Source organism: Virgibacillus sp. NKC19-16, from assembly GCF_021560035.1.
GTDB lineage: Bacteria > Bacillota > Bacilli > Bacillales > Amphibacillaceae > Virgibacillus_L > Virgibacillus_L salidurans.
Genome location: NZ_CP074373.1, coordinates 582,679 through 606,862, shown reverse-complemented (window position 1 = coordinate 606,862; position 24,184 = coordinate 582,679). Strand labels below are relative to the sequence as shown.

The window sequence follows — 24,184 nt, the reverse complement described above, 5'->3', positions numbered from 1 at the left end:
CTCAAAACAAGAAGTAACGTTGCCCCATTGGAACGGTATCAACAGGATCACATGTAATTACTTCTCCATTTATTTTTACTTCATATGTCTGTGGATCTACATCGATATCAGGTGTTTCTGAATTTAGCTTCATATCTTTTTTCGTTAGATTACGAATTCCATGTACAGGGCGAACCATTTTTTCAAGTCCAAGCTGATCCTTGATGTTAGCCTCATAAGCTGCTTGCGAAACAAATGTAATCGAACTCTGATATAACCCTTTACCCTGCGTTGCATACATTGGCCGGTAAATCATTGGTTGTGGTGTTGGAATGGATGCATTTGCATCACCCATTAACGTACTTGCGATAACGCCATTTTTAAGAATCATTTCCGGTTTTGCGCCAAAGAATTTTGGATCCCAAAGAACAAGGTCCGCCATTTTGCCAACTTCAATAGAACCAATATAATCTGATACTCCATGCGCAATCGCAGGGTTAATCGTATATTTGGCGACATAACGTCTCGCTCGATTATTATCCTTGTGCTTGCTATCTCCTTCCATTGAACCCAGCTGCATTTTCATTTTATCCGCTGTTTGCCATGTTCTCAGTACAACCTCACCAATACGCCCCATTGCCTCGGCGTCTGAACTTGTCATACTAAACACACCCATATCCTGCAGCACATCTTCAGCTGCTATCGATTCACTGCGAATACGTGAATCAGCAAATGCGATATCCTCTGGTACAGATGGATTTAAATTATGTGCAACCATGACCATATCCAGATGTTCATCAATCGTATTAACGGTGTATGGTAATGTTGGATTGGTTGAGGCTGGCAAAACATTCTTCATTCCAGCAGATTTAATCAAATCCGGCGCATGTCCACCACCAGCACCTTCTGTATGGTACATATGGATGCCGCGACCGTTTATTGCTTTCATCGTGTCTTCAAAAAATCCACCCTCATTTAACGTATCCGCATGGAGTGCGACCTGAACATCATATTTATCGGCAACACGCAAAGCATAATCCACGACAGAAGGTGTTGCTCCCCAATCTTCATGTACTTTTAAGCCAATTCCACCTGCGAGAATTTGATCAGCTAAAGGTTTTTCGGCTGAGGCATGGCCTTTTCCTGTCAGTCCAACGTTGATCGGCATTCCTTCTAATGCCTTTAGCATGGTATGCATATGCCAAGCTCCAGGCGTCGCTGTTGTCGCCCTTGACCCTGCTCCCGGCCCAGCACCTCCACCGATTAATGTTGTTGTTCCACCGGTCAACGCAACATCCACTTGAGCTGGATTAATGAAATGCACATGTGTATCTATCGCACCAGCGGTAATGATCTTACCCTCTCCAGAGATCACTTCCGTTGACGTACCAACAATAATATCCACATTATCCTGCACTAGCGGATTCCCAGCTTTCCCAATCCCGGAAATAAGCCCATCACGAATGGCAAGATCCGCTTTATAAATGCCTGTATAATCAAGAACAATGACATTCGTTATAATGGTATCTGCTACACGTTCATCGTCCTCGCGTGCGATTAGCGGATGTTGCCCCATCCCGTCACGCGTAACTTTTCCTCCACCAAATACGACTTCTTCACCATATGTTGTAAAATCCTTTTCGATTTGAATGAACAGATTTGTATCCGCCAAACGGACAGAATCACCTGTGGTCGGTCCATACATTTGCGAATATTGATCTCTCGACATTTTAAAACTCATGTTAATCCCGCCCTTCTAATGGTCCATCTACTTTATTATGAAAACCATAAACCTCTCGTTTTCCAGCGTAATCAATCAACTCAACATCTTTCTCATCACCCGGCTCAAAACGAACCGCAGCACCGGCAGGAACATTTAATCGTTTCCCGTACCCTTCATCCCTATTAAATTGTAATGCATTATTTACCTCATAAAAGTGATAGTGCGAACCAATTTGAATCGGCCTGTCTCCTGTATTTATCACAGAAACCTTGGAACTCTTACTATTAGCATTACACACAATTACTTCCTCTTTAAAAATGATTTCACCTGGTTTCATTAATCGTTAAACTCCCTTCAAATTTAGCGAATCGGATGGTGTATTGTAACTAATTTTGTGCCATCCGGAAACGTAGCCTCTACTTGCACATCATCAATCATTTCTGGTATACCTTCCATTACATCCCCACGCGATAGAATGGTTGCCCCATATTCCATTAATTCAGCAACCGTTTTTCCATCTCTTGCACCTTCCATTACCTCATCTGTAATCAGTGCCATCGCTTCAGGATGATTCAACTTCAGTCCTCTTTCTCTTCTGCGCCTCGCAACATCCGCAGCCACTACAATTAAAAGCTTATCAATCTCCCGTGGTAATAATTGCATGTTTCACCCTCCTCGTTAAAAATATAGTCTGTTGTACGATAAGTTTCTCCATAATTTGGGCTTTAAAACCAATTTTCTCCATATTTGTTATGGAAAAAACACTAAAAGTACCGACGCAAATAAAATATAGTCATTCCCGATTTGGCGGGGTTCTCTCTCGAATTGGAGGTAAGGTCTACCAATTTTCGGATGTTGTCGGATTTTGGAGCTGCTGTCTCCCGGTTCCGCCTGCCTCTCTCCCGATTTCGAAGCGCTGTCTCCCGGTTCCCCCTGTCTCTCTCCCGGTTCGAGACGCTTTTCTCCCGATTACATGAACCTCCCTCCCGGTTTGATGTACTTCTCTCCCGATTTCGGAGTGTTGAATAAATCAGCCTATATGAATCAACTAGAAATAGAATTACCCACTTGTGAAATGAGTAACAAAGTAATAGTTAGCGATGAAAAGATGATTAGATACAATTAAATTTTTTCTTAAAAATGTAAGTAAGTTTTCGTGTTATCCATTTTCAATGTGTGTTGATGGAGACAGTGGATCTCCTGGACAACGAATAGAGAGGTTTATCTATTTTCCCATTCGTAGATTAACGAAGGAAAAATAGATTAGGTGTTGATATAAATTTCTGTTGATATATACGAGTGATTTACTACTCTACCCTATTTTACATATCCCCCTGGGAAAGGCAAGCTTTAAATATGAACTTTTTGTGATTTGTGCAAAAAATGAGGAGCGATTAACCTTATTTTCTAAAATGGTTAATCGCTCTATTAAACTGATCCTATTATTGTTTCGCTTCAAGATCTGCAGAAATCTGAGCAAACATTTTATCATTCAATTTGTATCCCCATTTAAAGATAGCGAAACAAATGATGCAGGCAATTGCTGGTATGAGCATCATCATGACTTCAATACCTATTAATGTCTCAGCTGTTTGTACAACATTTGGAACATAGCCAATAATTGCTAAACCTGTTGCACCAGCAAAACCGGCAATGGCTTGGGACAACTTTCTCATAAAGCTGTACATGGAATAGGTTGTCCCTTCCTGCCTGACGCCTGTTTTCCATTCCCCGTAGTCAATAACATCGGAAATGAAGGCCCATACAAGCATATTCGGAATACTGATCCCAAGCATCCCCACCCATAAGAAAAGAAGTGCAGTTATTGGGGTGGTGGGTAGGATAAATAATACTCCCATTGCTACAGCCCCGATCAGAAGTCCAGCTAAGGTTATTGCTTTTTTGCCATATTTTGCTGTCAGCTTCGGTATAAAAATAACGAGTAACACAACAGATCCAATATTCAACATATTATAAACCGAGAATAAGAATTCATTTCCCAAATTATAGGTAAAGAAATAGAGTCCAACAGATTGGTTAACTAGCATGGCCAAAAGGATGAAGAATGACATGAATGAAAGTGCCAAAAATGGCCCATTTGTCAAGATTCTCGTAAACATTTTTAAATTCATTTTCTCCGGGTTTGCGGACTTGACCGGTTTAATACGCTCTTTCGTATTTTTATAGGCTAAGAAATAGAGTATTAAGGCAATCACCCCAAACATACCAACTACAGCGGGATAACCTATTTGATCAGAAGGGAAAAGCGCTACCATTGGAACGACTAGAATCCCGATTGAAAACACACCTATTTGTGAGCCTAACCCACGGAAAGAAGCCAAGGAAGAACGGTCTACCGGGTCTCTGGTCATGACAGAAGCTAATGACCCATATGGAATATTGATCAGCGTATAAGCCATACCAAATAAAATATAAGTCACATAGGCATAAATTAATTTACCGCTTTCAGAAAGGTCCGGCGTAATGAATACCAATACAGCCATTATAACAACCGGGACCCCCGCCCATTTCATATAGGGCCTGAATTGTCCATGTTTGTTATTTTTACCAAAACGGTCAACAATCGATCCCATTATTGGGTCATTAATTGCATCCCAGATTCGTGCCACAAGAAATAATGTAGCTACGGCTGCAGCAGATATTCCAAAAACATCCGTATAAAACACCAATAAATAAGTTGTAATCATCGAAAATGTTAAATTGTTTGCCGTGTCACCGAGTCCATAGGAAAGTTTTTCTTTAAAACCTAAATGTTCTTTTACTACTGGTTCTTCTTCTACAATTTTATTTTCCATTTGAAGTTCCTCCTAGTTGCAATCGTTTTCATTATTCTATTATAATAGAATCACAGCATTTCTATAAGGACTCATTCAACATTTAAAGGATAAATATAGCGTTTTCAGATAACGCTTTCTATAAAAGAGGGGGAGCAAAAAGATGGATCAGTCCAGTATTGTTTCTGCGGCTATGAAAATATATCAAATTACCAATTTAAACACATATGTATTAGATTCAAACAGCGACTTTATCTATCATCATGAAGACATTTCAATACCTGCTTTCATGCCCGGAGCCGAGGAAGAAGATGTGGTGTACCTGCAAGCACAAATGCAACATAATCAAGTGTATTCCTACACGAACGAATGGGGTTTGCATTACATCGGTTATCGTTTTTCAAATAACGAACCCTTCGCTGTAATCATCGGCCCATTTATGAAATTAACACCTGATATGTATAGCTTAGCCAGGGAATATAATCTCAGTAATAATGAAAGCGAAGAGCTAAGAACGGTATGCAATCAGATCCAAGTACTTACAATGGATAAAGTTACTAGTTTTGCCAGTATTATTCAGCAATTTGAAATACTGATAGATAAAGAAGCAACACCCATAAGAATCACGTTGCAAAAGAATAACGAGAAATACAAGAAGAAGGAAATCGATGCCGGCATGGATGAAGATGCCAAAATTATAACAATGCGATATAAATTAGAAGGGGATATTATGCACGCTGTTGAACAAGGAGACAAGTCTACAGCCCTGAGGCTATTGAATTCCAATGATATACTGTTCTCCTTTTCCGAGCGGTTTCCCAATCAACCACTACGAAGGGTGAAAAACCTGGCTATTGTTTTAAGTACGCTATTACGATCTGCTGTCATTAGAAGTGATGTCCCAGCAATTTTTGTACATCGTGTATCCGATAAGTATGCCTATCAAATAGAATTTACCAAGCAATTATCCAAATTGCAGCAACTATATGAGGATATGGTAGTCGAATACACTGATATGGTGGTCGCTAATTCATTAACTAATTACTCAAACATTACTTCCACAGCAATTGAATATTTAGTGAGCTATTGTGACAAGCCAATTGACAAAAATGAAATTGCGGAACTTTGCTTTACACATCCAAGTCACCTGTCACGAAAATTTAAACAGGAAACAGACATGACGATTACAGGCTATCAGCAAATGATACGAATCAACAAGGCAAAACATTTGTTGAAAAATGAGAGCATTTCCATTGAAGAAATAGCATGGTTAGTAGGTTATGAGGATTCGTCCTATTTTTCCAGGGTATTCAAGAAAGAAACAGGGAAGACGCCTTCTCAGTATAGGGAACCCGCGCCTTCTTCTTAAACATAAAAAATGGTCACCTCCATAGGAAGCTGACCATTTTTTAGTACCCTTTATAACCAAAATCCGGAATTTCACTCCAGCGTTTCTTAAATTCATGTGCTGCTAATTTCGGTTTGCGATCACGTGTAAAGATACCTTTTTTATTTCCTTGTACACGCATAATGCCTTGGCTTGTACCAAAGTCGGCAAAGTTCCATACCTGCTCGCCGATAAAGTTATCGAATTCATCGAAGACCTCATGGTTTGCACGAAGGTATTCCACTTGAAATTCCTCTGTGAACATAACCGGATCAACGTCATGCAAGCCAGCAACTGTATCTGCACCGTACTCTGTCATCATTATCGGTTTACCTGGGCAACGTTTATTCCATTCTTCAAATTCCTGACGCAAATGTACTTTCGCAACTTCCCAGTCCCCGCTGTCAACATACCAGCCATAGTAGCGATTTAATGCAAGAACATCGATTAATTCCGCTATTTTATCTTTATCCGGCGTGGCTGCTAAATACGTAACGATTGTCACCGGCCTGGTCTGCGGATCTTGCTCTTTTGTTAATTCAATAAGTGGCTTGAAATATTCATAGGCACCTTCTTCTTCGGAAGCTGGTTCGTTAGCTACAGACCACATGACGACAGACGGATGGTTTTTATTATAATCATATCCCGCTGCTTAATAAAAGGATTAATTTAGCATTCCAACAATTACCCATAATAAAAAACACCCCCATCACCAATTGGTGATGGGGATGTTGATAATCTATAATCCTAGCACTTGCGGTAACCATAGCACAACTGACGGGACAAGGGCTATAATTATTAATATTACAATCATTATCCCATAAAACGGTAATAGCGCTTTGGTTGTTTGTTCAATTGATATTCTTCCTATTGACGAACCTACAAATAGTACGGTCCCAACAGGTGGTGTGATTAATCCAATACCTAGACATAAAATCATTACAACTCCAAAATGAACCGGATCCATGCCCACACTTGTTGCAACAGGCAGTAATATCGGTGTTGCAATTAGTATAAGTGGAGCCATATCCATGATCATCCCTAAAAGTAATAAAATAGCAACGATCATAAGAATTGTTACTATATCATTCGGTGAAATACTTATTAAAGCATCTGATACCATGGCAGGTACTCTAAGTAGCGCTAATAACCAGCCAAATGCTGACGAAGCAGCGATGAGAAATAATACCATTGCTAGTGTATTAAAGGTTCTTTGTAAAATTACACCCATTCTTGAGATACCAATATCTCTGAACACAAAGAATGTGATAATAAATGCATATAATGTACCAATAGCAGCAGATTCAGTAACAGTGAAAAATCCACTGATAATACCGCCCAGGATGATAACAGCAGTAAGTAAACCCAACAAGCCTTCCCAAACGATTCTAGGAATGTCTTTCTTCTCTACTACTTCCCCTTTAGGATAGTTTCTTTTGACCGAAAGAATATAGACTATAATCATTAATGCCAACCCAAGCAGTAGTCCGGGAACAAGTCCACCCATAAATAAAGCACCAACAGACACACCACCAGCTGCCGTTGAATAGATAATCATGTTATGACTTGGCGGGATCATTACCCCTTGCGCTGAACTGGAAACCGTCGTGGCAACAGAAAATCCGGAATCATATCCCTGTTTTTTCATCATTGGAATCATAACAGAGCCTACAGAAGAAGTATCAGCAATCGCTGATCCTGATATTCCCCCGAAAAAGGTACTGGCAAGCACGTTAACCAGTGCTAGTCCACCTCTAATTTTTCCAATGATCACATTAGAAAGGTTGATCAACCTTCGTGAAATTCCACCTTCATTCATTATTTCCCCAGCAAGTACAAAGAATGGTATAGCTAGTAAAGAAAACGAATTTAACCCACCTACCATTTGTTGTATAAGAGCTGATAGGTCTAGCTCCATATACAAACCAGTAGCCAAGGAAGATAATATAAGTGAAAGTGCAATAGGAATTCTAAATATGAGCATTAGTAAAAAGCTGCCTATTAATATTACTACTTCCATCGTCTCACTCCTCACTTACATCGTCTAGCTCTTGATGCATTCCTTTTCTAAATAGTAGTTCTATCCCATTCAATGTTACGAAAACTCCTGTGATTGGCATGCACGCATATAGTACACTGGAAGGCCATCCAATTGCAGGCATCGTTGAACTGCTTGTCAATATAGTAAATTGCCATCCATAGTACATTAAAACTATACCAAAGCCGATAACTAATACTTTTGCCAGATAATCAAATATATCCTGAACCTTTTCAGGAAACATGTTAACAACAAGCCCGACACCAATATGAAGTTTTTCTTTAAATCCATATGCTATACCAAAAAAGCTTACCCAAACAAACAGTAGTCGGGATAATTCTTCACTCCAGGCAGGTGCCGTGCCTAAAATTTGCCTGGCAAATACTTGATAAAGAATTACGAGAACCATTACTACCAATATTATTAAGGAAGATACTAAAAGTAGCCGATCCAAAGCATTTTTGGTCATCTTTAAAGCCTTCATGATGAATCCTCCCTTAGATTAAGAGAAGTAAGAACCCGAGGACGGGCCCCACCTCTCCTCCTCAAATCACTTATTCTGTTAACCTATCAATCCATTCACTGTACTGGTCACCAAATTCATCATAGACAGGTTGAACAGCTTCTCTCCATGCTTCCGTATCCTCAACTTCGATAAGTTCATTTCCGTTTTCCTCAACAGCTTGTCGAGACTCTTCTGTCAATTCTGCCCAAGCTTCACGCTGCACTTCAACAGATTCCATCGCTGCCTCTCTAAATGCTTCTTTATCTTCATCACTTAGCGTATCCCATAATTCCTGGGATCCCAGTAATACTTCCGGTGTTCCTTGGTAACCATTTACCGTGAAATATTCTGCTACTTCATAATGATTGGACGTGTAGTAACTTGGAAAATTATTTTCCGCACCGTCAATGACACCTGTTTGCAGCGCTGAATACACTTCTCCGTATTCCATTGGAGTTGCAGATGCACCTAATGCCTCTACAATAGATATCGCTAGATCAGAAGATTGTACACGGAGCTGAAGTCCTTCCATATCTTCTGGTGTTTCAACAGGACGAACAGAGTTATAGAAACTTCGCTGGCCGGAATCATAGAATGTAAGGCCTACTAAGCCTGAGCCATCTAATGTACCTAAAAGTTCTTGCCCAACTTCACCGTTTAACTTCTCCCATTTGGCTTCTTCATCCTCAAATAAATAAGGCATAGACAGAACACCAATAGATTCTGAGAATTCAGTTAATGGTATTGCATTAACCCTTGCTAACTCGATTGTACCTAGTTGTACTTGCTCAAGTACTTCTGCCTCTTCACCCAATTGCCCACCGGAATACACTTCTACTTCATAACGTCCATCCGTTTTTTCCTCTACCAATCTAGCAAATTCTTTGTCGCCGACTGTAGTAGGATAATCTTCCGGGTGATTCTCAGCTAATGTTAGTGTAACTGTTTCTTCTGATGATCCATCATCATTTCCTTCTTCTGATCCAGCATCTTCAGATTCGCCTCCACATGCTGCTAAAACGATTACAACAAAGAACAGAATCGAGAATAAGGCTACTAATTTTTTATTCATCCTATTTTCCCCCTAAAATATTATTGTAAAATCATGAGTTCCTGTGTAGAGTGTCAACATCTTGTACCAACATTTTAATGTCGAATACCCCTCCTTATATTATTTGTTCAGTAAACAAACTAAATAATTGATTATCTTTATTATAATTGTAAGCGGTACAATAATCAAGCGTTTTCATTTAAAAAATAAGGAAAAATTCCTATATATCTTCAAACTCAATAGATTCGATGAGCGTCAACAGCTCTAAATACTTTCACCTCCATTCATTTTTCTTTTTAAATTTTATTCTCTTTTTCGCTAAGATAGAACAAAAATGTCACTTCTAACCATTCCTATAAAAGTAAATATGCGATAACTGTTCCTATTCCACCAAAAGCCAAAGAATATAACAGGTTATTCATCGTGATACGATACGGATTTTGTCCGGTATTTACTGCAGTTAATTGAACAACCAATCCATAAGTTCCTACTGTTAATGTTGCAATCGAACTTGTGACCAATACAATGGCAAGGCTGACCGGGTTCATAAATTCAAGTAAGGTTGCAATAACTCCACTTAATATCCCAATCGTCGCTATTGGATGAATACCAAACATGCTCATAAATATAAAGATTAGCTGAATCATAACAAATATGACTATTGGATAATCAGAAAAAGCTAAAATTGGTTGTTGGATAAAATCAAGAAACGGTGTACCATCAATGCTATTTGCAAAGAATGCTAAGGATATAAACAATACGATGAAATTTTGCATCGTGTTCGTCTTCGCTTTCCATGTGCTCCATCCGATAATCCAGAAACTACGTCCTCGCTTCATAATGAGGGACCATATAAAAGCAAATGGAAAAATAAGTATCGTAACAGTGAAAATAAAATCTAAATTAAACAGGTTTCCAAGAGAAATAACCAATGTTAAAAATAGAACAAGTGCCACTAGTAAATGAACAATTTTTTTGGTCATTTCTTTCATATTAATAGATTGCTTACTCGTATTTGCATAAGCATATTTTTTATAATGAAACCTACCCCAAATCGAGTCCAATAAAAAAGTAATCAACGCAATCAAGAGTAACCAAGGTAATAAGGAAACGTAATCAACACCGGTTGTAAATATGGAAACAGCCAATAATATTTCTAATGGGCTCCACAATAAAGCCAACGAATAACCTCTTAACGTCGCAGTAGCAATAAATGAATCCCGTAATCTCTTATCAAGTGGCCTTAAGTTTTCCTTTAAAACATCCTGGGATATGGTAGCAGCTGATAAATTTAAAAAAGATGCCAATGTGAGTGTCGTTATGGAACTGCGCGGATATAGTTTACCTAAGTCAGAAACATTTACTTTCAATAGATTGTTCAGACTTTGATCAAACCTTCCGCTCCTCACCACACTGTTCATCCATGGTAGCATCGCTAAAAGAGTCAACAGTGACATGTTTGATGTTAATAAAGCTGGGACAGTAGCAATTGATTGGCCTGAAGTCGCAAAAACAATACCACCTATCAAAATAAATGCACTCCCAAGAATTTTAAATAATCTCGAAGCTCCTGCAAACGATACAGCTAACATGATAAGTGCCATAATACCCAATATGTAATTTAAATTATCACTTTCTATAAATACGTTAATGATATGGATCACAAATACAAAAGAATAAAAGATATATAGATAGCGAAAGATCGGATGGTTTTTCATTGGTGCCTCCTTAGGTTATTTATTAATGTGAATTAGTTTGTGCGCCAAACAAATTGCCAAACACCTTTATCATATATGTAAGCGTTTATTTTTTCAAGATAATTGTTTTTTGAAAAAAGAAAGAAGCTGCCAAAATAACGACAGCTTCTTTCTTAGCGTAGGTGGATTCTTACGCCTCTATTCCCATTTCTCTATCAACGTATCTGCCTTGTACTTGAGATTATTATACGCCTTCTTGGAAATTAAATCATCTTCATTCTGATGATCAAGTAGGTGGTTGAAACTTTCCATGTGTTTAACAACCTTATCTGCTTGTCCTACATCTTCGAAACGATTTATAGCATTCAGGTGAATGTTTAAGGAACGAGCAACATCATCGTTTGCAAATTCTCCCTCTTCTTCTAAATTATCCACAAGTGTTTTTATATCGGTTGCATTTATAATACCCCAATTATTAACACTATCAGTTACATTTTCTCCGTCTGCTGTATCGGCTGTTGCAACCACAACATTATCATCAGCATTTAGTTCTACATTATCCCAAACAAATACTCCTGTTTGTTGTTTTTCACCTTTGCCATAATCTACGCCATTTACAGTAAGCGTAACTTCATCCAAGTTCGAGTAAACTTTAACAGGTGTTGTGCTTTCCGGTCTTTCCGTGTATCTTCTGCTTGTGATATAAACAAATGGATCTTCCTCATTCCATTGTGCTTTGTAAAAATAGAAGGAATCCTTCTTCAGCTGGCGATCATAGGATACGAGACCCTTATCATTAATGCCTGGATTATTCCCCTCATCTCTATCATCCGAACCAAAATCAAACATATTCCATACATGGGTGGCCCATAATTCTGGATGGTCTTCGATAATATTGTAATTCTCTTCATGATAGAAATTCTGGTATTCTTCTGGATGCCAATCACTTCGGCTATCTTCCATTCCATTCCATTCAAAATCCTCATCGACTATATCATGTTGGTGAGGATGTCCACCAGCTCCATATTCAGAAATTCCCAATACAGCATCAGGATACGTTTCATGAAGGTCAGTCAAGAAATTATCCAATTCTGGTGTCGCTGATTTAGGACTATACCAACCATAATAAAGATTCATAGAAGATAGATCTATAAACTTATCAATTTCGTCATTGCCTCCATTTTGGGATTCATCGGAGCCCCAATCCAGATTTTCATCTATTTGCGATTGAACAATTGCTTGCGTTACTAGTCTTTCCGGGTCCAATTCCTTTGCAGTTTCACTAAGACGCTGAACCAATTCAGTTGCCATCTCATACTGTTCTTCCTCTGTCAAATCTGAATCCAATACAAAATCATTATAACCGATTTCATTATGAACTCCCCAGGTTACAATAGAAGGATGATTGTAATTCTGCTTAATCATTTCCGTTAATTGTTGTTCCGCATTTTCTGCAAATTCCGTAGTGGAAGTCATTTCGTTCACAAACGGGATTTCCGTATAAACTACAAGTCCCATTTCATCAGCCTTGTCAAACACATACTGTGAATGCGGATAGTGGGCTACTCTTATTGTGTTCGCGCCAATTTCTTCAATAAGCTCAAAATCCTCTTCTCTGACATCTTCAGGAACAGCATTGCCATAGCCTTCTCTGTCTTGGTGAATATTTACACCACGAAGCGGATAGCTTTCCCCATTCAGGAAGAATCCTTCATCTGGATCCACGGAAAAATACCGAAAACCTACTTCATCTGTTACTTGGTCAATTACTTCACCATCTCTTGTTACATTTACTTCAACCGTATATTGATAAGGATCCTCTACGCCATTCCATAGGCGCGGGTTATCTACTTCCATTTCACCCATAAACACCCCGTTTTCTTCCGACATTTCTGTTGATGTTACTTCTTCACCTTCTGCATTGTTTATTGAAGTTTCCACTGTTATTGTCTCAGCATCCGTCTCATCTACAACAACCGGTGCCTCAACCGTAACTTCTGCCGTTTCTTCAATGGACTCATCATTTGGAACGGAAACATATACACCATTGGAGCCATTATCTTGTACATCGATATGAGTCTTATCTGTCACTACTAGGTTGACACTTCTATAAATTCCACCCCAGAAAGTAAAATCACCACTTAATGGCATCGAATCTTTCACTTCATTGTTTACCCGTACAGCGATCGTATTGTCTTGTCCAAAATCTACATGCTCGCCAATATCAACTGCAAATGCAGTATACCCTCCAATGTGCGTATCTACAGGTTCACCATTTATAAATACTTCTGCTTCTTTATTCGCTGCTTCAAATTGCAAGAATAATTCTTTACCCTCATAACTTTCAGGGATATTTAATTGTTTTCTATACCAACCATCACCCATGTAATAGTCGTCTCCACCGTCAGCTCCATCTTCTGCATTCCAAGTATGAGGAAGACTTATTTCATCCCAATTACTATCATTAAATTCAACTGCACTAAAATCCTCTTCTTCACCTTGGGCTCCTTTGTGAAATTTCCAATTATCATCAATGTTTTCTACAATTCTACCCGTATTGGCCACTGTATTTTCTCCATTACTTTCATCGCCATCATTGCCAGTAGCAGTAACGGTTAAGATTGGCACTAACAAAAGAATTGCTAATAGAAATGGTACAAATTTTAAAATACGGTTTGTCATCTACTCTATCTCTCCCCATATAAAAGTTTTTTAAAAGGAGCAGAATAAGCCTGCTCCTTAGTACTAAATATTTCTAATTCATCTTAATTTTCATCACCTGCTGTTTGTTGAGCATTAAATGTCCACTCCAGATTTAAAGCATCGCCCTGGAATTCGTTTTGATCTTCTCCGTTATCAACGAAGGTGAACTGAACAACGAGGTCATCGCTAGTACCCGCTTCAAGCCCATCTTCACCTAACGTAGGGAGGAATACTTCCTCATTAACAGCTTCAGGTGACATGCCTCTTAGATCTGCTAATGTTGTTTCATAAATCACTTCATTCAGTTGATCCGCATTGTATAAAAACTCTACCCGGATGTGCTCTCCAAAGTCACCCGTATTATCACCTTCCGCATCTGTTACAGAATAATCCGTTTCCAAGAGTACTTTGTTAATATCCACTGAACCATTATTTTGAAGTTCAAAATCGCGAACCATGGAATCACCAGGTTGAATATTTTCAACATTAATGACTTCCGTCGGTTCAACACCTAAATCAAGTGTTCCTGCTGCAAACGTGTTGTTCGTCGTCTCACTATCACTGAAATATGCAAACGTCCCTCCACCTATCAATGATAATCCGAGTGCAGCTGTCATAACTCCCATACCTAATTGCTTTTTAATACCCATTAAAATTCTCCCCTCTATATACTTCTTTTTTTAAGATTACACTGTTTTTCCACTTGATTCCTACTAATCCCAACGTTATAGATTACTAAACTAGTTTAATTTGTAATTGAACGTCCTATTGTAATAAGCCGCCTCGTATAATAAGTTTAGAAATTAATTTTCTTGCTCTTTTACTTATAAATAATACTTCTTCGCCATATTATAATATGGGCAATTGTTATATAGTATCGATGTTGTGGTACTGTTAACCACCTTCAGTATTTCTCTCAATTTCATTGTGAGCCATTAGTCTGAGATATCCTCTTCATCCTGCTCTTCTTCTGTTTTATCGCTTTTCATTTTTGAAGAAGGGTTGGGTGATTCAGGGTTTTCAGTTTGATTGGTTCCTTCTTTTATTTGGTTGTTACTATTGCTTTCATTTCTATCAGTGGATGAAGTTGTTTTATCTTTTTGCTTGTCCGCCTGATCGGAAGTCTCTTCTTCACGATATTGATCATTACTGTTCGTCTCTTCCGGCTTGTCCTCTTGTTTCATTTCCTGTGCACTATTATTTCTGTTCTCTTCTTGGTCATCCTCTGACTGAATTTCGCCCAAATCACTATCTGAGCCTTTGTCCGATTCCTGCAGCTCATCACCAAACGTAACGCCTGTAGAAATCGTTCCATCAACAATTTCAGAATCACTGAAAGATGCGGTGGTCGGTGAAGTTAAGTGAAAGACGATGCAAAACAGCAGGTATACCATAGCGAATAATCGAAAAAAATTGATTGTAAATCGTTTTTTCATACTCTGATATTTTTTGATTATTGTAGCCTCCCATCACTAACTCTTAATTTAGGGTGACTTTGTGTAAAATTAACTTTTACCTCTGTAGCATTGTATGGTACTATTTTTAGGTTCCCCTAAGACAGGTTTTGTTCCTGCCATAGGGGAAAGTCAAGCTAAAAAATTATTGCCAGTTCTCAAGTAAAGAATCAGCATTATCCTTGAGTGCCTTATACGCTCTCTCAGATATCAAATCTTCTTGATGATCAAGCAGCAATTTAAAACTTTCCATGTGCTTGACAACTTTATCGGCTGCTTCTTGATTTTCAAAACGATCTACAGTAGTCAAATGCATGTTTAAAGAACGGACAACTTCAGCATTTTCAAACTCGCCATTTTCCTCGAATTGATCAACAAGGGTCATCGTATCGGCAGCACCTATATACGACAAACCAAAACCATAACCATAGTCATCTCCACTTTCTGCCTGATAAACATAAGAAGGATCTTCCTCAAAGCCAGGAATATCCCCGACTTCATTTTCTACTGCTTCCATATCAGCAGGAAGCGTAAATGGAAGTGTTCCTGTAGGGTTGAATTCCCCTCGAATAATATCCACTACCGACTCAGGCTTCGTGTGAAATGTGTTGATGACTGCTTCCGCATTCGGTTCAATTGTATCCATTACCCACGGTTGGGTCATGTTTACCGCAAGAATAGTCGGGACCGTATTCTGAATTTCATTGATTCTGTCTACCCGATCAATTCCTGTGTCAGGGCCTATTTGAACCGCTGGATCATTATCCCAATTCGATACTACTGGTTGTACCCAAACAAACGCATGTGTTGCTTCCTCGATATCATCCGTAATGTTGATAGAGTCATCATAATTTTGGATGGTCTGTCTTAATCTTTCAGTGCTTTCAGTATCATCTTCATCCGTGCCGAACTGCTCAACATAAAGCTTAACATCATCAATTTTTTCATCATCCAACGGCAAAATATTTTCGTCATTACGCAATAGAACGTTGGACTTGCGATGTGCTTCGTCAGCTAGTTCCTGTGATTGTTGATTATTGAAGACTTCCAAAGCATGACCCGGGTCTACATACGGATCTTCAAACAATCCTAATTGCATCATTTCTGTGAGTAAATAGTCTACCGATTCATCAATTTTCTCTTCTTCCAGTAAACCTTCCTCAACTGCCCTGATAATAGGTGTGGAATCAGTTTCCCCAGAAATAATATTTGTTCCTGCATTAATTGCTTTTGCAAATTTTTCCACAGTTGTTAAATCTTCGGCACCCCAGGCCTCACCTGTAACCGCACCGGTGTCAGAGTTCACATAACCCTCGAAACCAAGCTGACCGCGCAGTAAGTCTGTTATGATACCTTCGTTTAATGCAAAGCCAACTTCTTCAAATTGCTGGTCCTCACTATACCATGGCAATCCTTGATCCGCGCTGTGCTCATTGCTTGGATATGCGTAATAAGGCATGATGGAAGATACACCAGCTTCAATTGCGGCCTCAAATGGCGGGATGTGATATTCTAGCAGGCTTCCTTCTGTTGGATAAGGATTGAAATTACCATTTTCAAAATGAGGATCCTGCCCATCATCACGTGCTCCGCCACCAGGGAAATGCTTCATCGTCAGAGCAACACTATCTGAACCAAGCTCTTCACCTTGGAATCCTTCAACAAGTGAAGTCATCATGTCGGAGATGAGTTGAGGATCCTCTCCGAATGTATCTTCAATTCTTGACCATAACGGATCTGTTGTGACATCCGCCGTATACCCATAAATCTTATGAATTCCTGCAGCTCTCCATTCCTGTGCGGCTATTTGAGCAAATTCCTTTACAAGATCTGCATCACGCGTTGCTGCAAGACCTAAGGTTCCCGGCCAAAAAGAGTGTTGATCCATTGCTACAGTATTATCAGTATAGTCCGTTGATGTATGATTTCTTGGGTTTGAAGTTACAACAACTGGGATACCTAATCGTGTTTCTTCCGCCACTTCTTGTAGCTGATTTGTATATGTTGCCAGTTCATCTGCAGGGGGAGTTTGACGGAAAATTACATACCGCATATCATTCTTGGTAATCATCTCATCGTTCTCATCTACATATCGGCCATCATCCGGATCTTCATTCATACTGTGGGTGGAAATAAGCATCATCCCTGCTTTTTCCTCAAGCGTCATTCGTGATATGAGATCTTCAACTCGCGCGTCAACAGAAAGCCTCCAATCTTCATATGGATCCAGTTCTCCGTTGTCATTTAAATCTCTGAATTCCTCCCCATCAATTTCAAGGATATCTTTCACTCGAGTATCAACATCCGGGATATCGTTTTCTCCGCTTTCCGATCCGCTGCTATCTCCACTTGCTTGGAAAGGAGCATGCGAAAAGGCCAACAACAAAACGAGTGAAAATATCAAAGCCTTTTTTAAGTGATTTGATACTACTTTCAAAACGTTCCCTCCTCTTTTTTTAAGACTGAAAAAATTAACAACCAACAATGAAGCTCTATGAATTAACGAACATAATCACCTCCTTAAATAGTCACAAATCATCGAACTTGTACTATTATTGCGAAAACAAATTGTAAAATTTCAATTTAGTTGTAAGTTTCGAAACTACCTTTTAAGGATTAATAGATATTAAATGATTGTTTGCCAAACAAACTATTAAGCTAACATTAATTGATTGTTTGGCAAACAAACTATTTTTCTGATAACAAAGGTCTTAAAACTTAAATAAACAGAATTAGCATAAATAATTGAAAAATAATATTTTATGTTTTATTAAGATATATCTTAAATGTAAACGGTTTAATTTTCAATACCTTTTGTCATATTCTTCAATAAATGACAAAAAATACCTATATGCCTCTAAATTATGTAGGCACATAGGTTATGTTTTAGATCTTTTGTACTATTTATATTTTCTAACAATGCGTGAAAAAAGACTGAGATAAAAATACTTATCTATTCCACTTTCCTCCAAACCCTCTCATAAACCTCCTTCAACGGCACATCAAACTGCTCAGCAATCGCCTTACAATCCTCATATTCCGGTGATCTCTGAACAACCTCACCATTATAAACTCCCTGTTTCACCGTAACGGAGGGGCCCCACTCCGTTTCTACTTTAACAAAATTTCGTTCCATGCGATGCACAGTCAATGGATAATAACGAATGCCAAATGTGGTTGTTTCCTTGAGCAAAATCTCTTTCATTTTATCCATATCTTTTCGGGGACAAAGCAATTGAAGTAAGATTCCCGGTCTATTCTTTTTCATATAAATCGGTGTATAGAATACATCGTTTGCCCCAGCTTCAAATAAGACATCCATTACATAACCAAGCCATTCGCCGGAAATGTCATCGAGATTCACTTCCATTTTAATCATTTCATCATCAACATGCTCATAATCAGGAGGTGGATAGGAAACCATCTCAAAAACTCCTCTCAATGTTTATGCTTTATTTGCTAGCTGATCAATCAACACCGCATTATAAGCGCCACCAAAGCCATTATCTATATTTACAACACTAATACCTGATGCGCAGGAATTTAACATTGTAAGCAAGGCGGACAACCCTTGAAAATTCGCGCCATACCCAACGCTCGTAGGAACAGCGATTACGGGATGTGCAACAAGGCCACCGACAACGCTTGGCAGCGCACCTTCCATACCTGCTACAACTACAGACACAGTAGCGTTTTGAATGTCTTCAGCATTGTCCAGCAGACGATGGATACCGGCAACACCGACATCATAAAAGCGCTTGACTTTACGACCCAGTAGCTCTGCTGTAACAGCAGCTTCTTCTGCTATTTTTAAATCAGAAGTGCCGGCACAAACAACTGCGATATAACTATCAGACTCGTTGGTGGTTCCCGTTTGTTGCCAGGTTAAAATTTCCGCGACGTCATAATAGATAAGTTCAGGATGTAACTTGAGAATTACTTCTGCCTTCTCACCGGAAATCCTGGTCGCCAGCACATCATTACCTTTTGCTTTAATCGCTTCAATGATAGAGGTGATTTGTTCAGGTGACTTCCCTTCTCCATAAATAATCTCCGGAAAACCCTGGCGTTTTTTCCGTTGATGGTCCACTTTCGCAAAGCCTAAATCCTCATATCCAGCTAATTTTACCTTGGCTTCTGCTACACTTAACGTACCATCTTGGACCTGCTTTAATATATCTTCCATTCGTTTGCTCACCTCATTTTAAAAAATTCCACCAGCATAATCTACTGATGGAATTATATCATATTAGAAAACTTGGCGTTCACCATGCCTTTCGGTGAATGCCTAAGTTGCACTTATGCAAATAGGAAAGTTGTATGCTTTCCTATTTGCCAAAGTTGACCGACAAATCTTTTGCGATCTTCTTGTACTTCTCATATATTTCTATATACTTAGCATGATTCTCCCTATTCGGCTGAATGACTTGCTCAGCCGGCATATTTTCTTTAATCGCCTCAAAGGAACGAATCTTGTCAATTCCAACCAAGGCTGTCCAAGCCGCGCCCCATGCTGCATTATGATGCGTGTCTGAGAGATATATTTCTTGCCCGAATACATCTGCCATGATTTGCACCCATAACGGCGACTTGGCCAACCCTCCATTGACACTGATCTTCTCAGGCTTGCCTGCTATCTCTTCCAGTGATTTGCCAATTTGGTAAATATTAAATGTAATCCCTTCAAGCACCGCACGTACTAAATGTTCTTTTTTATGACCAATGCTCAATCCGTAAAAATTCCCTTTGGCATGCTGATTCCATAACGGGGCTCTTTCCCCATTTACATACGGAAGAAAAATAATCCCCTCTGCCCCGGGTTCGATTTTTTCCGCCATAGCAGTCAGTTCATCATGACTTCCCTGAAAATCCAGCAGATCTTTTAACCATTGCAGGGCAATGCCGCCATTATTTGTAGGTCCACCTATTATAGAAGTATCATCGGTAAAAGCATATGTAAATGTTTCATGCTTTTTATTGACGCTTGCTCCTTTAATAAATTGTCTGATCGCGCCACTTGTACCAACAGAAACAGCCACTTCTCCAGGAGAAATCGCACCACTCCCCAGGTTTGCCAGCTGTCCATCCGCTGCTCCAATAACAAAAGGGACTTGTGAATCCATACCAATTTCTTCAGCAACTGATGGATTTAAAGCCGGCAGCACTTCCGTAGGTGGCACAATTTTTGATAACTGTTCCCTTTTTACACCCGCAAACGCTAACGCATCCTCATCCCAGTCCAAAGCCTCGACATTCAACATGCCTGATGCGGATGCCATCGAATAATCAACAATACGCTCACCGAACCATTTTTGCAGCAAAAATTCTTTCATCGACATGAAATACGTCGCTTTCTGATAGGACGGATAATTATTTTCCTTCATCCACCGCAATTTTAGCAATGGGGACATCGGGTGAATGGGTGTACCTGTCCTTCCGTAAATATCCATTCCATTTGATTGCATGAGTTCCTGAGCCTGAGCGCTGCTTCTACCATCAGACCAGATGAGCATGTTTGATAAAGGCTCAAAGCTGTCATCTACACAAATAATCGAATGCATCGCACAAGAGATTCCGACCGTTAGTAATTCATCATCTTCTACACTAGCTTTTTCAATAACTTCTTTCATCGCAAGGGCTGTAGAACGCTCAATTTCCATTGGTTCCTGCTCCACCCATCCTGCTTGAGGATAATAGGTGGTGTTCATTTTCTCCGATTCAGCAATTAATTTTCCACGAAGGTCAAACAAAACGGCCTTCACACTTGTTGTCCCGAGGTCAAGTCCGGCGACTAATTCTCTACCCATCATTATCTCTTCCTTTACACACAAATTAATTTCTGTAGAAAAAGGCCCTGGAGCCTCTTCCCCAAAGCCTTTTGTCTCCTATATTGTCATACTTCCAAATCCGCCATCGACACGCAGAAGTGATCCTGTTACAAAGCCTGATGCTTTATCAGAAGCAAGATATACAGCTGCTCCTTGGAGTTCTTCCGGCTCACCGAAACGATTGAGTGGTGTATGGCTCATGATGGAAGCGATCCTGTCCTCACTTAGGATTTTACGATTTTGCTCTGCAGGGAAGAATCCTGGAATAATGGCGTTTACACGAATTCCATTTGGAGCAAATTCTCTCGCCAGGAATTGTGTCACATTATTTACGCCTGCCTTTGAAGCTGAATACGTAAATACTTTAGATAATGGCGGTCCTGATGATACGGATGAAATATTAATAATGCTGCCTTTTCGTTCTTGTTCAATCATTTTTTTCGCAAAAATTTGGGTTGTAAATACGAGTCCTCTTAAATTGACATCCATAATGTCATCCCATTCATTTGTATCTAATTCCATGAATGGGGTAGAGCTGTTTTTACCAGGTGCATTTAATACAATGTCCCAGCCACCGGCCCATGCTTCGATATCTTTTGCCGCTTTCTCTATGGTTTCAAGATCACTTACGTCGGCTTGGAAAGATTTTGCGACACCGCCCTCAGCTTCGATCTCCTTTGTTACTTCTTCCGCTTTTTCCATGTTACGACCGATGATCGCTACTTGTGCGCCCTGTGCTGCCAATCCTTTCGCGATCGATCCACCTAATACACTGTTTCCGCCAACTGCTACGGCGGTTTTTCCTGTTAAATCGAATAAGTTACTCATTTTTTTACTTCCCCTAGTCGCTATGTTTTTATGTTAAATTACCTACGTCATCAAAATCTAGATCATATAGGTCTGAAATTTGGTCAATGCTTTCATGGTCCTTCACATGATCAAGCAGTCCTTCTGATACCTCAATTTCACTTAGTTCCAAAGTGTTTTTAATGCGAACCATTTTCACTGTTGTAAAGTCCAAAATATTACTTGTTTTAATGGCTGCCTGGATCGTTTGTCGATCATTAGGCAAGGTTGTGGCTATATGCGTCGGCGTCACAACCGTTGATGTTAACCCGTTGGCATATGTTGCTTCCCGGTCCATCTTGTCAACAAGACGTTGTGTGGTGAAGTCTGCTGTTCCGACCCCATTGGCATTCCCTTCTGTTTCAGGGGTTAAATCAAGCACGACCATTTTTGTTACATCTGGTCCGCCATATGCATAAGGTGTTGGATAGCGCCCCGTTATATTTGGATCCATCCCATCGCCGCTGATATTTTTGCCGATTTCATCAATGATAAGTACATCAATTTTGTCAAAATGGAGTTTCGGTAATAACTGTTTTGACAGCTTTTGTAGTTCTGTTTCTCTTTCCTCGATTTCTTCAGGAGCCAGTACTTCTATTTTTGCCACTTTATCAAATGGGTTCTCAACAGACGCTACCGCAAAGATAATTGGCATTTTTTCCATCGTCATTTTTGCCATCGCCGGAACGTATTCCGCCATATGTTTAAAGCCAAGCTGATGGCATGCTTCGGCACCTTTTTGTTTGCCAAGTCCAATACTGATCATCTTCATAATCCCGCTTTCAACCGGTCCACGGAAAGCTGTATGCGGCTTCACTCGGTTAATAACGACAATTCCATCTGCTTTCGAAGCAATTTCGTCAATATAGACAGGGAGTCCATTCGACAATTCCCCGACTTTGATTACTTCCATGGAAGATCGGATCTCTGCGTTTACACTTTCCTCGGTTACGCCCAAATGTTCCAGTACCGCTTTTTGACCTTCACCTGTAGCCCCGCCATGGCTCCCCATACATGGTACGATAAATGGCTTTGCACCTAAATCCTGCAGGAACTTAACCGTCACAGCAGTCATTTCAACTAGACGATCCAAACCTCTGCTTCCAACCGCCACCGCAATTTCCATTCCCGGCTTAACAGTTTCTCTAATATGTTCCTTTTCCAGTTCAGATTGCAGCGCACTGCCAAGGTCATCTATCTTGTCAGGTTTAAATTCCTGACTCACTTTTGCCATTTTAGGAACAGGAATGTCCTGCAAAAGTTCTTGAAGAATACCCATCCGTATGCACACTCCTTTTGAATATGTTCGTATTTTTTATATTTCCCTTTAGTCTATTCTTAACACCATGTTAATAGAAAAATCACCCTTAGTCATGTAATCCCTTCCAAAAAGACGCTTAGATAAAGTTTGAGGTTAAATTATTTAGTTTGTTGGATAAACAAATTATCTAATTTAAGGATAGCATTTCTCTAACTGTTCGTCAATCAGAATTTGAGAGTTTCGTCTGAATTTATTTTTAAAAAATACGTCGACATCAGCGAAAAAACTGGTGACTTTCCAAACCATATTTAATCCAGTGCAAATCTTGGCTCTCATGGTTAAAAATAAAGATTATTAGGCCTGGAAGTATTGACCCTTCGCTAAAGGCGCATCCGATAAATATACTTTGATCCCCATCATGGCAGGGCCTAAAGAGATGTTCATTAGCCGATTCCAATTTTTTGTGCTTATCCACATCCATTGGTCGATTAGCTTCTAATACATATTAAACACTACCCTTGCAAAAAATGGGATATACTCACACCTACGTTTTTTTCATATTTTTCGTCTGTCCCTGCCGCCACAATTAAAGCAATCATTATCTTTTGCATTTTTTGTCAATATCTTCTAAGATTTTTTCTTCAAAAAAGTATAATGCAAATGTTTTTCAAATTTTACTGGCGTGGTGTGTTAGAAATGGGAACACCATTGCTATATCACAATTCAGTAATGCTGAACACGTTATAAATAAAGTAAAAGCTGCAAACATCAAGCTTACAGAAGAGGATCTGGCTAAAATAGATGCTGTTTACCCAGAGCCAAGTGTTAGTTATGAACAGATTGAGAGCATGCTCACTAATTAAATTTTAATCGCATTTTACTATTCGTTCGACGTACTAAAATTTTAGTCCGTCCCT

At 39.4% G+C, this 24,184-nt stretch carries 19 protein-coding genes and 1 pseudogene; 2 read left to right on the top strand and 18 right to left on the bottom strand.

Annotated features, from left to right (window positions below; genetic code table 11):
* Nucleotide 1: 1 nt before the first annotated feature.
* From ureC to KFZ58_RS03245, 4 genes are all read right to left on the bottom strand, one after another.
* The gene (ureC, locus tag KFZ58_RS03260; RefSeq protein ID WP_235793428.1) at nt 2-1,720 is read right to left on the bottom strand and encodes an urease subunit alpha; all 1,719 of its coding nucleotides are present in this window, start codon (nt 1,718-1,720) and stop codon (nt 2-4) included.
* A 1-nt stretch (nt 1,721) separates the two neighbouring features.
* Nucleotides 1,722-2,039, bottom strand: a complete 318-nt coding sequence (locus KFZ58_RS03255; protein WP_235793427.1) for an urease subunit beta — start codon at nt 2,037-2,039, stop codon at nt 1,722-1,724.
* A gap of 23 nt (nt 2,040-2,062) precedes the next feature.
* Nucleotides 2,063-2,365, bottom strand: a complete 303-nt coding sequence (locus tag KFZ58_RS03250) for an urease subunit gamma (protein ID WP_235793426.1) — start codon at nt 2,363-2,365, stop codon at nt 2,063-2,065.
* A 779-nt stretch (nt 2,366-3,144) separates the two neighbouring features.
* Nucleotides 3,145-4,518 (bottom strand): glycoside-pentoside-hexuronide (GPH):cation symporter, encoded by a 1,374-nt coding sequence (locus KFZ58_RS03245; protein ID WP_235793425.1) that lies wholly within the window; start codon nt 4,516-4,518, stop codon nt 3,145-3,147.
* Nucleotides 4,519-4,660: 142 nt separating this feature from the next.
* On the opposite strand from KFZ58_RS03245, the gene KFZ58_RS03240 reads away from it, so the two are divergent.
* The gene (locus tag KFZ58_RS03240) at nt 4,661-5,866 is read left to right on the top strand and encodes an AraC family transcriptional regulator (RefSeq protein ID WP_235793424.1); all 1,206 of its coding nucleotides are present in this window, start codon (nt 4,661-4,663) and stop codon (nt 5,864-5,866) included.
* A 40-nt stretch (nt 5,867-5,906) separates the two neighbouring features.
* Here the strand turns inward: KFZ58_RS03240 and KFZ58_RS03235 are convergent.
* The 14 genes and pseudogenes from KFZ58_RS03235 to KFZ58_RS03170 form a co-directional block, all read right to left on the bottom strand.
* A pseudogene (locus tag KFZ58_RS03235) lies at nt 5,907-6,518 on the bottom strand (glycoside hydrolase family 2 TIM barrel-domain containing protein); the annotation flags it as partial.
* A 105-nt stretch (nt 6,519-6,623) separates the two neighbouring features.
* Nucleotides 6,624-7,904, bottom strand: a complete 1,281-nt coding sequence (locus KFZ58_RS03230; protein ID WP_235793423.1) for a TRAP transporter large permease — start codon at nt 7,902-7,904, stop codon at nt 6,624-6,626.
* A 4-nt stretch (nt 7,905-7,908) separates the two neighbouring features.
* The gene (locus KFZ58_RS03225; RefSeq protein WP_235793422.1) at nt 7,909-8,406 is read right to left on the bottom strand and encodes a TRAP transporter small permease; all 498 of its coding nucleotides are present in this window, start codon (nt 8,404-8,406) and stop codon (nt 7,909-7,911) included.
* 70 nt (nt 8,407-8,476) lie between these two features.
* Nucleotides 8,477-9,499, bottom strand: a complete 1,023-nt coding sequence (locus KFZ58_RS03220; RefSeq protein ID WP_235793421.1) for a TRAP transporter substrate-binding protein — start codon at nt 9,497-9,499, stop codon at nt 8,477-8,479.
* Between the two features lie 332 nt (nt 9,500-9,831).
* Complete coding sequence (locus KFZ58_RS03215) at nt 9,832-11,196, bottom strand: hypothetical protein (RefSeq protein WP_235793420.1); 1,365 nt, start codon at nt 11,194-11,196, stop codon at nt 9,832-9,834.
* 177 nt (nt 11,197-11,373) lie between these two features.
* The gene (locus tag KFZ58_RS03210; protein WP_235793419.1) at nt 11,374-13,857 is read right to left on the bottom strand and encodes a glycoside hydrolase family 2 protein; all 2,484 of its coding nucleotides are present in this window, start codon (nt 13,855-13,857) and stop codon (nt 11,374-11,376) included.
* Between the two features lie 83 nt (nt 13,858-13,940).
* Nucleotides 13,941-14,528 (bottom strand): CalY family protein, encoded by a 588-nt coding sequence (locus tag KFZ58_RS03205; protein WP_235793418.1) that lies wholly within the window; start codon nt 14,526-14,528, stop codon nt 13,941-13,943.
* 285 nt (nt 14,529-14,813) lie between these two features.
* Nucleotides 14,814-15,314: a hypothetical protein gene (locus tag KFZ58_RS03200; RefSeq protein WP_235793417.1), complete on the bottom strand. Its 501-nt coding sequence runs from the start codon at nt 15,312-15,314 to the stop codon at nt 14,814-14,816.
* 163 nt (nt 15,315-15,477) lie between these two features.
* The gene (locus tag KFZ58_RS03195) at nt 15,478-17,769 is read right to left on the bottom strand and encodes a glycoside hydrolase family 3 protein (RefSeq protein WP_235793416.1); all 2,292 of its coding nucleotides are present in this window, start codon (nt 17,767-17,769) and stop codon (nt 15,478-15,480) included.
* A 516-nt stretch (nt 17,770-18,285) separates the two neighbouring features.
* Nucleotides 18,286-18,756: a nickel pincer cofactor biosynthesis protein LarC2 gene (gene larC2, locus KFZ58_RS03190; RefSeq protein WP_235793415.1), complete on the bottom strand. Its 471-nt coding sequence runs from the start codon at nt 18,754-18,756 to the stop codon at nt 18,286-18,288.
* A gap of 21 nt (nt 18,757-18,777) precedes the next feature.
* Entirely contained in the window at nt 18,778-19,518 is a 741-nt protein-coding gene (gene larB / locus KFZ58_RS03185) for a nickel pincer cofactor biosynthesis protein LarB (RefSeq protein ID WP_235793414.1), read from the bottom strand.
* 142 nt (nt 19,519-19,660) lie between these two features.
* A complete protein-coding gene (locus KFZ58_RS03180; RefSeq protein WP_235793413.1) occupies nt 19,661-21,139 on the bottom strand; it encodes a gluconokinase in 1,479 nt (492 codons plus the stop codon).
* A 78-nt stretch (nt 21,140-21,217) separates the two neighbouring features.
* Nucleotides 21,218-21,988: an SDR family oxidoreductase gene (locus KFZ58_RS03175; RefSeq protein WP_235793412.1), complete on the bottom strand. Its 771-nt coding sequence runs from the start codon at nt 21,986-21,988 to the stop codon at nt 21,218-21,220.
* Between the two features lie 28 nt (nt 21,989-22,016).
* On the bottom strand, nt 22,017-23,285 hold the full coding sequence (locus KFZ58_RS03170) for a nickel pincer cofactor-dependent isomerase, group 22 (protein WP_235793411.1): 1,269 nt from the start codon (nt 23,283-23,285) through the stop codon (nt 22,017-22,019).
* 587 nt (nt 23,286-23,872) lie between these two features.
* Here KFZ58_RS03170 and KFZ58_RS19310 point away from each other — a divergent pair.
* Complete coding sequence (locus KFZ58_RS19310; RefSeq protein WP_370642413.1) at nt 23,873-24,130, top strand: aldo/keto reductase; 258 nt, start codon at nt 23,873-23,875, stop codon at nt 24,128-24,130.
* The last annotated feature ends 54 nt before the right edge of the window (nt 24,131-24,184 follow it).

Excerpts from the sequence above, each read along its gene's own strand:
- KFZ58_RS03245 (WP_235793425.1), bottom strand. The coding sequence starts at position 4,518 with ATGGAAAATAAAATTGTAGAAGAAGAACCAGTAGTAAAAGAACATTTA.
- KFZ58_RS03220 (WP_235793421.1), bottom strand. The coding sequence starts at position 9,499 with ATGAATAAAAAATTAGTAGCCTTATTCTCGATTCTGTTCTTTGTTGTA.
- KFZ58_RS03205 (WP_235793418.1), bottom strand. The coding sequence starts at position 14,528 with ATGGGTATTAAAAAGCAATTAGGTATGGGAGTTATGACAGCTGCACTC.
- KFZ58_RS03210 (WP_235793419.1), bottom strand. The coding sequence starts at position 13,857 with ATGACAAACCGTATTTTAAAATTTGTACCATTTCTATTAGCAATTCTT.
- KFZ58_RS03175 (WP_235793412.1), bottom strand. The coding sequence starts at position 21,988 with ATGAGTAACTTATTCGATTTAACAGGAAAAACCGCCGTAGCAGTTGGC.
- KFZ58_RS03180 (WP_235793413.1), bottom strand. The coding sequence starts at position 21,139 with ATGGGTAGAGAATTAGTCGCCGGACTTGACCTCGGGACAACAAGTGTG.
- ureC (WP_235793428.1), bottom strand. The coding sequence starts at position 1,720 with ATGAGTTTTAAAATGTCGAGAGATCAATATTCGCAAATGTATGGACCG.
- KFZ58_RS03200 (WP_235793417.1), bottom strand. The coding sequence starts at position 15,314 with ATGAAAAAACGATTTACAATCAATTTTTTTCGATTATTCGCTATGGTA.
- KFZ58_RS03250 (WP_235793426.1), bottom strand. The coding sequence starts at position 2,365 with ATGCAATTATTACCACGGGAGATTGATAAGCTTTTAATTGTAGTGGCT.
- KFZ58_RS03215 (WP_235793420.1), bottom strand. The coding sequence starts at position 11,196 with ATGAAAAACCATCCGATCTTTCGCTATCTATATATCTTTTATTCTTTT.
- larB (WP_235793414.1), bottom strand. The coding sequence starts at position 19,518 with ATGGAAGATATATTAAAGCAGGTCCAAGATGGTACGTTAAGTGTAGCA.
- KFZ58_RS03255 (WP_235793427.1), bottom strand. The coding sequence starts at position 2,039 with ATGAAACCAGGTGAAATCATTTTTAAAGAGGAAGTAATTGTGTGTAAT.
- KFZ58_RS03225 (WP_235793422.1), bottom strand. The coding sequence starts at position 8,406 with ATGAAGGCTTTAAAGATGACCAAAAATGCTTTGGATCGGCTACTTTTA.
- KFZ58_RS03240 (WP_235793424.1), top strand. The coding sequence starts at position 4,661 with ATGGATCAGTCCAGTATTGTTTCTGCGGCTATGAAAATATATCAAATT.
- KFZ58_RS03230 (WP_235793423.1), bottom strand. The coding sequence starts at position 7,904 with ATGGAAGTAGTAATATTAATAGGCAGCTTTTTACTAATGCTCATATTT.
- KFZ58_RS03170 (WP_235793411.1), bottom strand. The coding sequence starts at position 23,285 with ATGGGTATTCTTCAAGAACTTTTGCAGGACATTCCTGTTCCTAAAATG.
- larC2 (WP_235793415.1), bottom strand. The coding sequence starts at position 18,756 with ATGGTTTCCTATCCACCTCCTGATTATGAGCATGTTGATGATGAAATG.